Source organism: Flavonifractor sp. An82 (assembly GCF_002159265.1).
Classification (GTDB): domain Bacteria; phylum Bacillota; class Clostridia; order Oscillospirales; family Oscillospiraceae; genus Flavonifractor.
Genome location: NZ_NFHG01000003.1, coordinates 1 through 16,963 on the forward strand (window position 1 = coordinate 1; position 16,963 = coordinate 16,963).

General features: G+C 64.2%; 8 protein-coding genes. 1 reads left to right on the plus strand and 7 read right to left on the minus strand.

What is annotated here, in order from left to right; genetic code table 11:
* Window positions 1-142: 142 nt before the first annotated feature.
* The 6 genes from B5G34_RS05110 to secA form a co-directional block, all read right to left on the minus strand.
* Window positions 143-1,528, minus strand: a complete 1,386-nt coding sequence (locus B5G34_RS05110; RefSeq protein WP_087334893.1) for a TrpB-like pyridoxal phosphate-dependent enzyme — start codon at window positions 1,526-1,528, stop codon at window positions 143-145.
* Window positions 1,529-1,930: 402 nt separating this feature from the next.
* Complete coding sequence (locus B5G34_RS05115; RefSeq protein WP_087334895.1) at window positions 1,931-4,561, minus strand: cation-translocating P-type ATPase; 2,631 nt, start codon at window positions 4,559-4,561, stop codon at window positions 1,931-1,933.
* Between the two features lie 153 nt (window positions 4,562-4,714).
* Complete coding sequence (locus tag B5G34_RS05120) at window positions 4,715-6,256, minus strand: S-layer homology domain-containing protein (protein ID WP_087334897.1); 1,542 nt, start codon at window positions 6,254-6,256, stop codon at window positions 4,715-4,717.
* A gap of 174 nt (window positions 6,257-6,430) precedes the next feature.
* Window positions 6,431-7,990: an ABC transporter substrate-binding protein gene (locus B5G34_RS05125; protein ID WP_242956851.1), complete on the minus strand. Its 1,560-nt coding sequence runs from the start codon at window positions 7,988-7,990 to the stop codon at window positions 6,431-6,433.
* 67 nt (window positions 7,991-8,057) lie between these two features.
* Window positions 8,058-8,870 carry a peptidoglycan editing factor PgeF gene (gene pgeF / locus B5G34_RS05130; protein WP_087334899.1) on the minus strand — a complete coding sequence of 271 codons (813 nt, stop codon included), beginning with the start codon at window positions 8,868-8,870 and terminating at the stop codon, window positions 8,058-8,060.
* A 52-nt stretch (window positions 8,871-8,922) separates the two neighbouring features.
* The gene (gene secA / locus B5G34_RS05135) at window positions 8,923-11,670 is read right to left on the minus strand and encodes a preprotein translocase subunit SecA (protein WP_087334901.1); all 2,748 of its coding nucleotides are present in this window, start codon (window positions 11,668-11,670) and stop codon (window positions 8,923-8,925) included.
* A gap of 234 nt (window positions 11,671-11,904) precedes the next feature.
* Between secA and B5G34_RS05140 the strand changes: the two genes are divergently transcribed.
* A complete protein-coding gene (locus tag B5G34_RS05140) occupies window positions 11,905-12,315 on the plus strand; it encodes a hypothetical protein (RefSeq protein ID WP_087334903.1) in 411 nt (136 codons plus the stop codon).
* Between the two features lie 95 nt (window positions 12,316-12,410).
* Here B5G34_RS05140 and mfd read toward each other — a convergent pair whose 3' ends face one another.
* A complete protein-coding gene (gene mfd, locus B5G34_RS05150; RefSeq protein WP_242956852.1) occupies window positions 12,411-16,919 on the minus strand; it encodes a transcription-repair coupling factor in 4,509 nt (1,502 codons plus the stop codon).
* Between the last annotated feature and the right edge of the window lie 44 nt (window positions 16,920-16,963).

Sequence of the window (16,963 nt, forward strand, 5' to 3'; positions counted from 1 at the left end):
AGTTGGCAGACCGCACTTCTATTATAGCAAAGGGAGTTTTTTTATCATTTTCATCGCCATAGGCTTTTTTGAACCACTCGCCTAGCGAGTGGTTTTCTTTATACAAAAACCGCCGGCCGCCCTGAGGCGGCCGGCGGCAGGTTCAGATGCCCTTGTTCTGAGGAATGTCCGGCAGGGAGTCAAAGCCCTTCTGCAAGTCCTCGTCGGTGGGGATATAGTCGGTCATCTTTCCGGTGAGATAGTTTTCGTATGCGGTCATATCGAAGTAGCCGGTACCGGTGAGGCCAAAGAGGATGGTCTTGGCCTCGCCGCTCTCCTTGCACTTGAGGGCCTCGTCAATGGCTCCACGGATGGCGTGGGCGGACTCGGGAGCGGGCAGGATGGTCTCCTGCTTGGCAAAGAGCACCGCCGCCTCAAAGACGCGGGTCTGCTCGTAGGCCACCGCCTCCATGTGCCCGTCGTGGTACAGCTTGGAGAGGACAGGGCTCATGCCGTGGTAGCGCAGGCCGCCGGCGTGGTTGGCGGAGGGGATGAAGCCGCAGCCCAGGGTGTACATCCGGGCCAGAGGGGTCACCCTGCCGGTGTCGCAGAAGTCGTAGGCATACTTGCCCCGGGTGAGGGAGGGACAGGAGGCGGGCTCCACCGCCACAATGCGGGGGTTCTTGACGCCCTTCAGCTTGTCGGCCATAAAGGGGGCGATGAGGCCGCCCAGGTTGGAGCCGCCGCCGGCGCAGCCCACCACCACGTCGGGGTACTCCCCCAGCTGCTCCATGGCAAGCTTGGACTCCAGGCCGATGATGGACTGGTGGAGGAGCACCTGGTTGAGCACGCTGCCCAGCACATACCGCTTGGTGCCGCCGCTGTTGAGTGCGGCCTCCACCGCCTCGGAGATGGCGCAGCCCAGGGAGCCGGTGGTGCCCGGATTGTCCGCCAGGATCTTGCGCCCCACCTCCGTGAGGCTGGAGGGGGACGGGGTGACGGCGGCGTCAAAGACCCCCATCACCGCCTTGCGGAAGGGCTTCTGCTCATAGGAGCACTTTACCATAAACACGTCGCAGGTCAGCCCGAAGTAGGAGCAGGCTTCGCTGAGGGCGGTGCCCCACTGGCCGGCCCCCGTCTCGGTGGTGACGCCGGTGAGGCCCTGCATTTTGGCGTAGTAGGCCTGAGCCACGGCGGAGTTGAGCTTGTGGGAGCCGGAGGTGTTGTTGCCCTCAAACTTGTAGTAGATCCTGGCGGGGGTGCCCAGGGCCTTCTCCAGGTTGTAGGCCCGGATCAGGGGGGAGGGCCGGTACATCTTGTAGACCTCCTGGATTTCCTCCGGGATGTCGATAAATTCGGTGGTGCCATCCAGCTCCTGGCGGGCCAGCTCGGTGCAGAAGATGGGAGACAGATCGTCCACCCCCAGGGGCTGGAGGGTGCCGGGGTGGAGCATGGGGTCGGGCTGCTCTGCCATGGCGGAGCGCAGGTTGAACCAACGCTGGGGCATCTGGTCTTCGGTGAGGTACAGGCGGTGAGGGATCTTGGTCATGTTCATGCACTCCTTCAAAATTGGTGTTGCGGGAGAGGGCATGAATTTCTGCAAGGCAGGCATGAAAAAACGCCCCCGTCCCAAAGATTCTCTGGGACAAAGGCGTAATAAAAACCTCTGCGGTGCCACCCGGATTGACGCATGGAAACCATGCGCCCGCTCACTTTCCCGTGCCTGCCAGCACGAGCTCCCCTGATAACGGGTGGAGTCCCCGTCGCGCTACTCGGTCGCCCTTTCGCTATGCCCTCAAAAGTCCATTCACCCGGACGCCGCCTGCCGCGATCCCACCACCCGCAGCTCTCTGTGAGGCCTTGATACCGGACTACTCCTCTTTCTCATCGGTTTATCAATTTAGTTTGGCATAGTATACCGCCCCGTTCTGTCTTTGTCAAGGGGTAATTTTTATTTTTTCAGGGCTGCCTTGGTATCACTCACCCGCTTGCCCGGCTTGTGGCTGCGGTGGAAGGCCTTGGTGATCTCGCACACCACCACCGGGGTAAGGGCCAGACCGGCCACCACTCCCCAGGCCCGGGGAGACAGGGACACGGTGGAGAACACCGTCTGGAGAGGGGGCACCAGCAGCACCCCCAGCTGCATGGCGATGCCGATGAGGAAGGCCTTGTTCATGGCCGGGTTGGAGGTCACCCCCAGCTTGAAGATGGAGGCCTCCTCGCTGCGGGCATCAAAGGCGTGGAAGAGCTGGCAGAGGGTCAGCGTGGCAAATGCCATGGTGTTGCCCGCCGCCAGGGAGCAGCCGGGCAGTACCCAGGCCCCCAGCACATAGGCCGCCAGGGTGAGCAACCCCACCATGACCCCCTGCCAGGCCAGCCGCAGGGCAAAGCCATGGGCAAAGAGGGACTCCCCCGCCTGCCGGGGCGGCTGGTCCATCACCCCCGGCTCCACCGGCTCCACCCCCAGGGCCAGGGCGGGCAGGGAGTCGGTGACCAGGTTGAGCCACAGCAGCTGCACCGGGGCCAGCGGCATCTCCGGGAACCGGAGCAGGGTGGCCAGGGCGATGGTCAGAATCTCTCCGATGTTGCAGGAGAGAAGGTAGTGGATGGCCTTTTTGATGTTGGCATAGATCCCTCTCCCCTCCTCCACCGCCGAGACGATGGTGGCGAAGTTGTCGTCGGTGAGGATCATGTCGGCCGCTCCCCGGGCCACGTCGGTGCCGCTCTTACCCATGGCGCAGCCGATGTCGGCGGCCTTCAGGGCCGGGGCGTCATTGGTGCCGTCGCCGGTCATGGCCACCACCTTCCCCCTGGCCTGCCAGGCCTTTACAATCCGCAATTTATGTTCCGGAGATACCCGGGCGTATACGGCGAATTTGTCCACTTCCTCCTCCAGGGCGGGCTGGGGCAGGAAATCCAGGTCTTCGCCGGTGAGGGCCCGGTCCCCCGCCCGGCAGATGCCCAGCTCCCGGGCCACCGCCACGGCGGTGAGCTTGTGGTCGCCGGTGATCATCACCGGCCGCACCCCCGCCCGGTAGCACTGCTCCACCGCCCGTTTCACCTCGGGCCGGGGCGGGTCCATCATGCCCAGCAGCCCCACAAAGGTGAGCCCCTTTTCCACACCGGCGCTGTCCAGATTGGGGGGCAGCATGTCCACATCCTTGTAGGCCACCCCCAGCACCCGCAAAGCCTTGCCCGCCATGGCCTCGTTCCGGCTGGTGATCCTCCGCAGGGCGCTCTCCTCCACCCGGCACCGCCGGGCCAGCACGTCGGGGGCTCCCTTCACCATCACCCGGTATCCGCCCCCCGGTTTGCTATGTACGGTAGTCATGAGCTTTCGTTCCGAATCGAAGGGGATTTCCCCCTTTCTGGGCCATTCCTCCTCCAATTTGTTGCGGTCCACTCCCGCCCGGGCGGCCACCTCCACCAGGGCGGCCTCGGTGGGATCACCGGTGCATACCGGGGTGTTCCCCTTCCAGCTCAGCTGGGCGTCGCCGCACAGGGCCCCGATGGTGAGAGCCAGATCCCGCTCCCCCTGCCGGGGCGTCCAGATGTCCACCACTGTCATTTTGTTCTGGGTCAGGGTGCCCGTCTTGTCGGAGCACACCACCCCGGCGCACCCCAAAGTCTCCACCGCGGGCAGCTTTTTCACGATGGCCCGCCGCTTTGCCATGCGGCTTACCCCCAGGGCCAGCACGATGGAGATGATGGCGGGCAGGCCCTCGGGAATGGCGGCCACCGCCAGGGACACGGCGGTGAGGAACATCTCCAGCAGGTCCCGTCCCTGGAGCAGCCCCACCCCAAACATCACCGCGCACACGCACAGGCACAGGAAAGAGAGGGTCTTGGAAATCTCCCCCATCTTTTCCTGTAAAGGTGTTTCACTTTCCACCTTATCCATCAACATTCCGGCAATGTGGCCCACCTCGGTGTCCATGCCGGTGGCGGCCACCACACAGGTGGCCCGGCCCCGGGTGACCACCGTGGCGGAGAGGAGCAGGTTGCGCCGCTCCGCCAGGGGGGTGTCGGCGGGGAGGGGGCCCAGGGCCCCCTTGTTCACCGGGGCGGACTCGCCGGTCATGGCGGACTCGTCAGCCTGGAGGCCGGCGGCCTCCAGGATGCGGCAGTCGGCGGGCACCAGGTCCCCCGCTTCCAGGCGGATCACGTCGCCGGGCACCAGCTTTTCCGCCTCCAGGCGTACCAGCACCCCATCCCGCAGGACGTGGGCCGCCGGGGCGGACATCTGGCTCAGAGCCTCCAGGGCCTTGCGGGCGCTGTCCTCCTGGGACAGGGAGATGATGGCGTTCACCGCCACGATGCCCAGGATAATGGCGGCGTCCAGCCAGTCCTCTCCCCCGCTGGCCCACAGGGACAGGGCGGCCGCCACCAGCAGCACCAGAATCATGGGGTCCTTCAGCTGGCCCAGCAGCCGGGCCGGGAAGGACTTGTCCTTTTTGCGGGCCAATCTGTTGGGCCCGTGGGCCACCAGCCGCCGGGCGGCCTCCGCCCCCGTCAGCCCCCCCGGCCCGCTTCTCAATTCCTCCAGCGCCTGCTTGGCGCTGCACGCATGCCACTGTATCATAGCTCCCCGCTCCTCGCTCTTTGGTTTCCAGCTTTTGGATACAGTATAGCAGGCCTGTCCCCCGGATTTGGGGGAAAGCTGGCGGCAAGCCCTCTCCATAAAAAAGAACCGGCTCCGGGGTACGGATGGCCCGGAGCCGGTTCTGTATATTCTTTATTTTGTGGCCTCCAGAATGGTATAGCCCAGCAGATTCCCCTCCTTGTCGCACACACCCACAAACAGAGGCTGGCTCCGCTGTGCACTGGTATAAAGGCCGTAACGGGCGCTGATCAGGTTGCCGTCCCGGTCCCAATGCTCATCGTAGGCATAAATGCTCTGGTATTCTTCGGACAACTCACCGTAGCTGTGCTCTCTGCCATTATCATCTGTCATGGTAATCATGGAGCCGCCCAGGAGCAGATTGGACATCATATACTCCAGGTAGGTATCAAAGCTGCCGCCGTTGTTTTGAATCCCATCCAGCTTCCACTGATAATCCAGATCCAGAGCCAGCCAATAGTCGCCAGCCAGTTCCTCCCCATCAATGTAAACCGGATAGTGGTACGCCATCCCGGTGCCGTCGTTCCAGCCGCCCTGGGGATCACTGGTGTCCACAGCCACCTCTACCTGATCCTTGCGGGCCAGGCGGGCGGCCACCTGAGCCAGGAACTCCTCCAGTAAGGAGACAGCCTGGATATTGGTGCGGGTAAAGACCACTGTATCCCCTCCGTCGTAGCTGTTGCACATACCCACTACATTGGAATTATGGTCCAGCAGCAGCAACAGGGGGCGATAATCCTCTTCGTCAACCGGATTAAAATACAGCGCACTGTCCGTCACAGGTTCCAGCGGGATGTCGCCAAAGTGGTCGTTCAGCATGGCCTCCAGCACCAGCAGCTCCTCCAGGGAGGTGCTGGGCGTCTTTGCCACCTCCATGACCTGTTCCTCCGTTTCCTGCCAGTAGTTACCGCGGTAGAACTGGCAGGCGGTGGGAAAAGCCCGCTTTATCTGGGCTGCATCCAAAATTGCCGCATCATACTCCTGCTTTACTACAGCAATGCTGACCTTTTGCCCCACTAGGCTGCTGCCGTCCACCGGGAAGCCTGCTGCCTGTGCGCTGGCGGCGGAAACCGCTCCATCCTCCACCAATGCCTGGATCAGCAGCCGCTCCGTGCCATAAAGCGGGAAGGAGAGGGCAGAAAGGGACACCTCCGCAATATCGCCCCGCAGGAACTGCCCCGCTGTATAGGCCCGGTCGGTGACGCCGATCTGGGCGGCAAATTCGGCCGCCGTGGCGTAGGTATAGGCCGCCTCTGCCCCGCTGTCCCGGTAGCCCAGCGCCCGGAGCACAAAGGCCAGATACATATTCCCCGTGGTCTCCAGATCGCTGCCGAACTGTCCTCCGCCGATGCCGTTGGTGAGCCCCTGCTCATAGGCGTAGGCCACATAGCGGTCCGCCCACTGGGGCACGTCCGTGAAGGGCTGGGCTGCGGTACAGGCCAGTGCCTCCTTCTCTCTGCCCATCAGCCGGATCAGCATAACCACAGCCTCGCTGCGCAGGGCAGGCCGCTCCAGGTCAAAGCGGGGCTGTCCCTGTTCATCGGTCCCCGTACCCCGAAACAGGCCCAGGGAATAGAGGGTATCCGCAGCCTGTCCCGCATCGCTGTCCGCCGCCCACACCGGCAGGCCCAGCGCCGTGGTCAGCAGCAGCGCCATCAAAAATAAACTGATCCTCCTCATGAAAACACTCCCTTTTCTGCTGGTCGGGGGGCACTCCCATACCCCCACTTTATATCCTCATTATGTATGCTTACGCATATATTGTCAATTCATTTCCCCGTCAGCCCCGAACAAAAACCGGCCTCCCTTTGGCGGGAAGGCCGGTCTGTCTTATTCTGTTTCCTCCTGGGGGCCGATCTTCCACCAGGCAAACTGGTAAAATACGTTCTGCTGGGTGGGGGTCAGGCCGGAGACGGTGTTCCACTGGGTGAGCACCGACCAGTTTTTGAAGCAGAGCACGGCGAAGGGAGGCTCCTCCGCCAGCCGCTCATAGAGCCGCTGGGCGCTCAGGTCCCGGGCCTGACCGGTGGCTGCCCGGTAGGACTGGAGGCGGGCGGCCGCCTCGGCGTCGCTGTAGCCCCCGTAATTGAGGGACCCGCCGCTGGTGATGAGGGCGGCGAGGTCAAAGTCGCCGGTGAGCCGTACCTCCCCCAGGTAGAGGTCGAAGTCCCCTTTCTGGAGGGCAGAGACATAGGCGTCCCAGTCCAGCTTGGTGAGGGTGGCATTGATGCCCAGATCGTTGAGGCCGTTCACCAGGTGCTGGGCCACCGCCACCCGGTCCTGGTTTTCGGCAGATACCACCAGCTCCAGGCTGAGGGTCTGCCGGCCGCTGACCCAGCCGCTGTCTGTTCTGGTCCATCCCGCCCCGGTGAGGGCATCGGCCACCCCCTGGGAGGAGTAGCTCAGCTCCTCGGCCAGCCTCTCCTTGTACAGGGAGTTGGCGGGGGACACGGGGAGGGCGGCGGGCTGGGCGTGGCGGGAGTAGAGGGCGGTGGACACGGAATCCCGGTCAAAGGCCCGCAGCAGGGCCCGCCGCACTCCGGCATCCCGGCAGGGTCCGCTGGCGGTGTTGAAGCCCACATACACCATGGTGGAGGTGGGATAGTCCACCGTGTCATAGGACCCGGAAAAGCCCAGGGCGTTGGTGGCGGTCAGGTCGGTGGCCACCAGGGAGATCTCCTTGGTGTCAAAGGCGTGGATCAGATCGTCGGCCTCCTGAATGGCCCGCAGGGGGATGGTGTCCAGGGGCAGGCTCTCCCCCTGCCACCAGCTCCCGTTGGCGGTGAGGGACCGCTCCTCCCCGGTTCCGGTGAGCACATAGGGGCCGGTACCCAGGGGGATGCCCCCGGTCTCCTTGACGATGGGGATGTCCAGCAGGGCGGGCAGGCTGCCGTTGGCCCGGGTGAGGACAATGGTGACCGTCCCTTCCCCCGCTGTAATGGTACCGATGTCGGTAAAGCGGGCGGAATAGAGGGTGCTGGTGCGGGCGCTCTCCAGGGAGGAGACCACCTCCGCCGAGGTAAGCGCACTGCCGTCGGAGAAGGTGACGCCGCTCCGCAGGGTAAAGGTCCAGGTCAGAGCGTCCTCCGAGGTGGTGTAGCCAGAGCACAGTACCTGCTGCACCTCAAACTGCTGGTCCAGGGCAAAGAGCCCTTCGTACATGAGCCCCGCCAGATTCAGGTTGGTGCGGTTGGAGCCGGTGATGGGGTGGAACCCGGCCTCGGGATAACAGGCCAGCACAAAGTTGGTTTGCTCTGCGGTGGGCGTACTGCTCTCCGCCGGAGTGGCAGTGGGGGTGATCTCGGGCTCCGGATCGCCGGCACACCCGGTCAGGGCCAGGCAGAGGGCCGCCCCCAGCGCCGCCAGCCGCAGTCGTGTTCGTTTCTTCAAGGACAGCCCCTCCTTGTCTGAATGGAAAAGGGCGGGCGGCTCATCACCGCCCGCCCCTTTGATTTGATTATACCAGCGCGATCATGGCCGCCTGACTTCCCCGCTCCCCGTGGGTAAAGCGATGGGACCAGTACTTGTCGTGGAGGCAGGCAGTACAGTCGGCAGACACGGCAATATGCGCGGGGTCCAGACCGGCGTTCTCCAGCCGCTTGGCGTTGAGGGCCTTCAGGTCCACATGGAACTTGCCGGTGGGCAGTACCTCAATGCAGTGGAGGGCGGAGGCCCCCATGGCCTCGGTCATGGCGTTGGGCACGTCCTCGTGGGTCTCAAAGCAGCACTTGGAGATGCCGGGGCCGATGGCGGCCAGAATGTCCAGCCGGTCGCAGCCGTAGCAGTCCACCATGCGCTCCACCGCCTTGGCGGCAATGCCCAGGGCGGTGCCCCGCCAGCCGGCGTGGACCGCCCCCACCACCCGGCGCACCGGGTCGTAGAGCAGAATGGGCAGGCAGTCGGCGGTAAAGACGGTGAGCACCACGCCGGGAATATCGGTAACCAGGCCGTCGGCCTGCCAGGGCTCCGGCTCGTCCAGGGCGATACCCACGTCGGCGGAGGTGACGGAGCGCACCGTGTCCCCGTGGACCTGGCTGGCACACACCACCTGCCGCACGTCGGCGCCGATGGCGGCACAGAACCGGCGGTAGTTTTCCGCCACCTTGTCCGGGTCGTCCCCCCGGGTCATGCTCAGGTTGAGGGAGTCGTAGATCCCCTGGGACACGCCCCCCAGCCGGGTGGAAAAGCCGTGGACCACTCCGCCGGCCTCCTCCATGCCTTCGGAGGCCAGGTACACCAGACCGTTTTTATTGTGCTCAATGATGTTCATATGGTCTCCTTCATGTGGAACGGGCAGCCCGCTTCCGGGGCCTGGGCCGCTTTTAGTCGTCCTCATGCATGCCGCAGCACTTCTTGTATTTCTTGCCGCTGCCGCAGGGGCAGGGATCGTTGCGGCCCACCTTCTGGCCCTTCTTGACGGGCTGCTTCTTCACGGTGCCGTCGCTGCCGGCGCTCTCGCCGGTGACCTTGGCCACCCGCTCGCGCTTGACGGTGGAGCCCACCTGCACCCGGGCCAGGAAGATCCGGCGGAGGGTCTCCTCCTGGATGGCGGCGATCATGCGCTCGAACATCTCATAGCCCTCGCGCTTGTACTCCACCACGGGGTCGTTCTGGCCGTAAGCACGCAGGCCGATGCCCTGGCGGAGCTCCTGCATGGCGTCGATGTTGTCCATCCAGTACTCGTCCACCACCCGGAGCATCATGACCCGCTCCAGCTCACGCATAAGGGGCTCGCCCAGCTCGGCTTCCTTCTTGCTGTAGACCTCGGTGGCCTTACCCAGCAGCAGCTTCTCCAGGCCGTCGGCGTCGTACTGCTCCAGCTCCTGGTCGGTGAACTTGTAGTCCTCGGGGGTGAGGAACAATCCCCGGTACTGGGCGCACACCTCCCGCCAGTTCTCGGCGTCCATGTGCTTGTGCTCGCCCATGTGGGCCGCCACCTCGTTGGAGATGACGGTGGACAGCATGGTCTGGACGGCCTCCTTCAGGTTCTCGCCGTCCAGCACCTTGCGGCGCTGTTCGTAGATGACCTGGCGCTGAGTGTTCATCACGTCGTCGTACTCCAGCACCGTCTTACGGGTCTGGAAGTTGCGGGACTCCACCTGCTTCTGGGCATTCTCGATGACGTTGGACAGCATCTTGGAGTCCAGGGGGGTGTCCTCGTCCACGCCCAGCTTATCCATCATGCCCATGACCCGCTCGGAGCCGAACAGGCGCATGATGTCGTCCTCCAGGGAGAGGAAGAAGCGGCTCTCGCCGGGGTCGCCCTGACGGCCGGCACGGCCGCGGAGCTGATTGTCGATGCGGCGGGACTCGTGGCGCTCGGTACCCAGGATGAAGAGGCCGCCCACAGCGCGGACCTTGTCGGCCTCCTCCTTGATCTCGTCCTTGTACTTGGCCTCGGCCTCGGCAAACATCCGCCGGGCCTCCAGGATCTCCTGGTTGTCGGTCTCGGCGTAGCCGGTGGACTCGGCGATGAGCTCGTCGGACAGGCCGGCCTTGCGCAGCTCGGCCTTGGCCAAAAACTCGGCGTTGCCGCCCAGCAGGATATCGGTACCACGGCCGGCCATGTTGGTGGCCACGGTGACGGCGCCGAACTTACCGGCCTGGGCCACGATCTCGGCTTCCTTCTCGTGGAACTTGGCGTTCAGCACGTTGTGGCGTATGCCCTTCTTCTTGAGCATATCGGAGATCTGCTCCGACTTCTCGATGGAGATGGTGCCCACCAGCACAGGCTGACCCTTGGCGTGGCACTCCTCGATCTGCTTCACAATGGCCTTGTACTTGCCCTTCTCGGTCTTGTACACCACGTCGGGCTGGTCAATACGGGCCAGGGGCTTGTTGGTGGGGATCTCCACGATGTCCAGGGCGTAGATGGTGCCGAACTCCTCCTCCTCGGTCATGGCGGTACCGGTCATACCGGACAGCTTGTTGTACAGGCGGAAGTAGTTCTGGAAGGTGATGGTGGCCAGAGTCTTGGACTCCCGGGCCACGGTGACCCCCTCCTTGGCCTCGATGGCCTGATGGAGGCCCTCGTTGTAGCGGCGGCCGTACATGAGGCGGCCGGTGAACTCGTCCACGATGATGACCTCGCCGTCCTTCACCACGTAGTCGATGTCCCGCTTCATCAGGCCCCGGGCCTTGATGGCCTGGTTGATGTGGTGGGACAGGGTGGTGTTCTCCGGGTCGGCCAGGTTCTCGATCTGGAACTGCTGCTCGGCCTTGGCGATGCCCCGGGCGGTGAGGGTGACGGTGCGGGCCTTCTCATCCACGATGTAGTCGGCGTCCACGTCGGGGTCCTCTTCCTCCTTGGTATCCACCTTGGCCACCCGCTGGCCCTTCAGGCGGGCCACAAAGGAATCCACGATGGTGTACAGCTGGGTGGACTTGTCACCCTGGCCGGAGATGATGAGGGGGGTACGGGCCTCGTCAATGAGGATGGAGTCCACCTCGTCCACGATGGCGAAGGCGTGGCCCCGCTGCACCATCTCGGTGGCGTAGATGCACATGTTGTCCCGCAGGTAGTCAAAGCCGAACTCGTTGTTGGTGCCGTAGGTGATGTCGGCGGCGTAGGAGGCCTTGCGGTCCTTGGGCTGCACGTCGTGGATCACCAGACCCACGGTGAGGCCCATGAAGCGGTAGACCTTGCCCATCCACTCGGAGTCACGCTTGGCCAGATAGTCGTTGACAGTGACGATGTGGACGCCCTCCCCGGCCAGGGCGTTCAGGTAGGCGGGCAGGGTGGCCACCAGGGTCTTACCTTCGCCGGTCTTCATCTCGGCAATACGGCCCTGATGGAGGATGATGCCGCCGATGAGCTGCACCCGGTAGGGCTTCATGCCCAGCACGCGCCAGGCCGCCTCCCGGCAGGCGGCGAAGGCCTCGGGCAGGATGTCGTCCAGGGTCTCGCCGTTACGGAGCCGCTCCTTGAATTCAGGGGTCTTAGCCTTGAGCTGCTCATCGGTGAGCTTGGAATACGCCTCGTCCAGGGCCTCGATCTTGTCCACGATGGGTTTGATGGCCTTGAGCTCCTTGGCGGAGCTGGTACCAAACAGCTTTTTCAACAGTCCCATGTGATAATTCACCTTTCTGATCTCACACCGCGCAAAGCGCGGCCAATTCGCATTGATTCAGTTTCTTAGTATAGCATAAGCGTGTGTAAGAAAAAAGAGGAAATTGTGAACAAATTGCCCCGACCCTTCCTCCCGCGGCGGGTCCGCAGAAAAATGTGCAAATTTGCACACCCGCATTTTCCCAAAGTATGGTACACTTTTTTTATTCCTATTTTCCCGGAAAGGAGAGGCCTTATGAGGACCACCGAAGAACTGCGCAGAGCCATCTGCTCCGCTCCCGACCCCGCTCTGCTGGGCGACGACGCCTTTACGCCCCCCGACAGCACCTTTTATTTATGCAATCTGTTGGAGCAGCGGGGCTGGCTGGTGAAGGACGCCATCCGGGCCTGCTATCTGGAGCGCTCCTACGGCTACCAGCTCTTCAACGGTACCCGTGCCCCCACCCGCACCTTTCTGCTGCGGCTGGCCCTGGCGGTGGACCTGGGAGAGGAGGAGACCCAGCGCCTGCTCACCCGGTGCGGCAGACCGGTCCTCTATCCCCGCAGCCGGTTTGACGCCGCGGTGCTCTACGGCCTGAGCCACCATCTCACCCTGGAGGAGACCGACGAACTGCTCCTCTCTCTGGGCGAGCCGGGGCTGCTGTGACCGACTCCCGCCGGTTTTGACACAAGTGTGCGCCTGCGCACACCACTTTCTTACAGTACTGTGGTATGCTGGACTCAACTCCCTGAACGGACCGTTCAGACCCGCAAACCATGAAAGGAAGTGTCTCTATGAAGAAGAAGACCCGCATCGCAGCCCTGGCGCTGGCGCTGGTCCTGGGCACCGGCACCGCCGCCCTGGCCGCCGGCAACCTGGTCAACATCTCCGTGCTCCCCGGCATGAAGCTGTCCATTGACGGCGAGGCCTTCGTGCCCAAGGACGTCAACGGCAAGGAGGTGGACGTGTTCGCCTACAACGGCACCACCTATGTACCCATCCGGGCCATCAGCGAGGCCTTCGGCAAGGAGGTCAGCTACGACGCCGCCACCCAGACCGCCGTCATCCAGTCCGCCAAGCCCCCCTATGATCCCCGCGAGGTGGAGTATGTGCTCTCCTACGCCCCCGAAACCATGGTGATGGAGGACGGCTCTGAGGAGACCTGGTACAACGATGTATACTATGAGTTCCGCTGGTGGCTGCCTGAGGAGCAGTGGAACAGCTTTACCGTCAACCAGATCTCCGGCCAGCTGCCCGACGGCATCAAGCTGGTGGGCGACCACCTGGAGGGCCAGTGCCAGGGCGTTGCCGAAACCGACGTGACCTTCACCGTTACCCCCAAGAAGGGCGACCCCATCACCCGCACCCTCCGCTTCCAGTTCGTGGCTCCCGGTGAACTTGCGGTGGCCCCCGTCGTCCTGTGGGGCACCGTGGGCGACACGGTGGAGTGGGCCGGCATCAACTCCTTCTTTGACGGCATTTTCTACACCGCCGACGATCTGAACGCCTCCAATACCCAGGTCAAATATGCCCATCTGGGCTCCTCCCCCATCGGCACCCAGGCGGGCCTGGACGCTCTGGCGGAGTATGGCCTGTCCCTGGACTATGAGGCCATGGAGAATGAGGACGGTTACCGCTGGGCCGACAAGTTCCTCACCGGTACCTTTACCAAGGCCACCGACGGCTGGGTGAAGATCTCCATCCCCGTCTATGCCTCTGTGGGCACCGGCGATCCCTCCTATCCCCTGGATCAGAACTTCTGGCTCTACACCGATGAAAACGGCGAACCCAAACTGACCTACGGCAGCGTGGAGGTATACCTCAATATCATTGATTTCTGATCGATGCCATCTTTCTTTCCAAAACACCCCGGGGGAGAAGAGCAGCCGTCCCTTGTACTTGTCCAGGGCGCACAGGGCGGACACCTGCCGCAGGTCAAAGCCGTCCAGATAGAACTGCAGGCCGCCCCCCTGCTGCTTGATCTGGGTGACGCCGTTCTGGGCGGCGTCGGAGCGCAGCAGGGCCACCGTGATCAGATTGTTCACCGGTCTGGGGGGATCGCCGTAGCGGTCGATGAGTTCATCCATCACATCGTCGGCATCCTCCTCGGTGCGGATGGCGGCGATGCGCCGGTACAGGTCCATCCGTTCCTCCGGGGAGGGCACATACCGGTCGGGGATGGAGGCCGCCACACTGAGGTCGGCGGCGCAGTCGGTGCGCTTGGGGATGGGCTCTCCCCGCTCCTCCAGCACCGCCTCCTCCAGCAGCCGCAGGTACATGTCGTAGCCCACACTGAGCATGAAGCCGGACTGCTCGGGGCCCAGCACGTTGCCCGCGCCCCGGATCTCCAGGTCCCGCATGGCGATCTTGAAGCCGGAGCCGAACTCGGCAAACTCCCGGATGGCCCCCAGCCGCTTGGAGGCCACCTCGCTCAGCACCTTGCCCTGCCGGTAGGTGAGGTAGGCGAAGGCCCGGCGGGTGGACCGGCCCACCCGGCCTCTGATCTGGTGGAGCTGGGCCAGACCCATCTTGTCCGCGTCCTCAATGATGAGGGTGTTCACGTTGGCGATGTCGATGCCGGTCTCGATGATGGTGGTGCACACCAGCACATCCACCTCGCCCTCGCTCATGCGGGTCATGACCTCGTTGAGCTCCTCCTGGCTCATCTTGCCGTGGGCCACCGCCACCTCCACGTCCTCCCCCAGCATCTCCCGGATGCGGGCGGCGGTGCGGGTGATGGTGTCCACCCGGTTGTGGAGGTAAAATACCTGGCCGCCCCGCTCCAGCTCCCGGCGTACCGCGTCCATCAGCACCCCCCAGTCGTGCTCCAGCACGTAGGTCTGCACCGGCTGGCGGTCCATGGGGGGCTCCTCCAGGGTACTCATGTCCCGGATGCCGGAGAGGGCCATGTTCAGAGTGCGGGGGATGGGGGTGGCGGACAGGGTGAGCACGTCCACCTGCCGGGACAGCTCCTTCAGCTTCTCCTTGTGCTGGACGCCGAAGCGCTGCTCCTCGTCAATGACCAGCAGGCCCAGGTCCTTGAAGGTCACGTCCTTCTGGAAGAGCCGGTGGGTGCCGATCAGAAGGTCGATCTGCCCCGCCGCCAGCCGCCGCAGGGTCTCCTTCATCTGGGCAGGGGTGCGGAAGCGGCTCACCACGTCGATCTCCACCGGGTACTTGGCAAAGCGCTGCTTGGCGGACAGGTAGTGCTGCCGGGCCAATACGGTGGTGGGCACCAGGATGGCGGCCTGCTTGCCGTCCAGCACGCACTTCATCACCGCCCGGAAGGCCACCTCGGTCTTGCCGTAGCCCACGTCGCCGCACAGCAGCCGGTCCATGGGCCGGGCGGTCTCCATATCCCGCTTGATCTCGGCAATGCACCGCAGCTGGTCGTCGGTCTCGGCATACTCGAACTGCTCCTCAAACTCATGCATCCACTCGGAGTCGGGGGAGAAGGCGAAGCCGGGCTGCCGCTGCCGCTGGGCGTAGAGCTGAATAAGCCCCTTGGCCAGGTCCTTTACCGCCTTCTTGGCCTTGGACTTGGCCCGCTCCCAGTCGCCGCCCCCCAGCCGGGACAGTTTTCTCGTCTCGTTGGCGTCCTCGCCGCCGCCGATATACTTGCTCACCAGGTCCAGCTGGGTGGCGGGGACATACAGGGTGTCGGTACCGGCGTAGGCGATCTTCACGTAGTCCTTCTCCACGCCGTCCACCACTTTTTTGGTCATCTCCACGAAGCGGCCCACCCCGTGGTGCTCGTGGACCACCAGGTCGCCGGGGGACAGGTCGGCGTAGGACTTCAGCTTCTGCCGGTTGGTGGCGGGCTTGGGACGGCGCTTTTTGCCCAGGGCGGACTGGCCCTCGGTGAGCACCGCCAGCCGTCCCACCGGGTACTCCATACCGGCGGTGACGCCCCCCACGGCAATGACCGCCTTGCCGTAGGCGGGCAGGTCGTGGAGCTGGAAGTCCACGGCGGTGGTCATCTTCTGCTCCCGCAGCAGGGCCTGGAGGTTGAGGGCCCGCTGCTCGCTGCCCACCAGCACCACGGTGCGGAAGCCCTCGGACACATAGTGGGCCAGGTCGGAGACGGCGGTCTCCAGGCTGGCGCCGTAGGAGGGCAGCTGCTTGGCCAGCAGGTTGAGCACCGTCCGGGGCCGCCGGGGATAGGATGAGGCGGCGAAGGCATCCAGGTAGCACACCGGCCACTCCTCCAGCACCCCCCACAGCTCCTCGGGGGTACGGGCGAAGTCGGCCAGATCACCGGCCAGCTCCCCCCGTTCCATCAGGGACTTGGCGTCCTCCCCCAGCTGCCACAGGTAGTTCTTCCCCCGCTCGGCCACCCGGCCGCTCTCGCTGAACAGTACCACGGCGTCCTCCGGCAGGTAGTCCGCCGCCGTGGCCATGCTGGGGTAGATGAGGCCCAGATACCGGTCCATGGCCGGGAAGGAGGTACCGGCGGCCAGCCGCTCCCGGTCCTCCTCCAGGGTCTCCACCAGCTTTTCGCTCCCCTTGCGCTTTCTTGCCCGGGCGATCAGCTTGTCCATGCCCTCCAGCAGTCCCGCCCAGCCTCCGGGGGTAAACTGGGGCAGCACCTCGGCGGCGGGCAGGATCTCCGCCTCGCTGATGTTCTGGATGCGCCGCTGGGTGTCCGGCTCAAAGAAGCCCATGGCGTCGATCTCGTCCCCGAAGAACTCCACCCGCACCGGCTTCTGGTGGGCGGGGGAGAAAAAGTCCAGAATGCCCCCTCGCAGGGCAAACTGGCCCACACCCTCCACCTGCTGGCACCGGGCGTACCCGGCGGCGGTGAGGGTCTCGGTCAGGTCGTTCAGATCATGGGCCTCCCCCATGCGGATCACCTGGGCGGCCTGGGTCAGCAGGGTCTTGGGGATGGTGCGCTGGAGGAGAGCCTCCACCGTGCACACCAGCAGGGGGCACTCCCCCGCCGCCAGCGCCCGCAGGACGGACAGACGCCGGTGCTCATACTGCCGGGACACCACCGCCGCGTTGTGGAAGGTGAACTCCCGGGCGGACAGGGTGGTTACCTTCTCTCCGGAGAGGGCGGCCAGGTCCTTTTCCATCCGCTGGGCCTCCCCCTCGTCGGCGCACACCACCACCACCGGCCGCTCCAGCCCCTGGTGAAGCCCGGCGGCAAAATGGGCCCGGTGGACCGCCGACAGGCCGGAAAAGGCCACGGGGCAGGCCCCGCCGTCGATGGCCGCCTCCAGGGCGCAATATTCCGGGATATCCTTCAGGGCCGACAGCAGTTGTTTCATGGTACACCTCAAAGATATAAAAAAATTTGGAAGTTAAAAGCGCA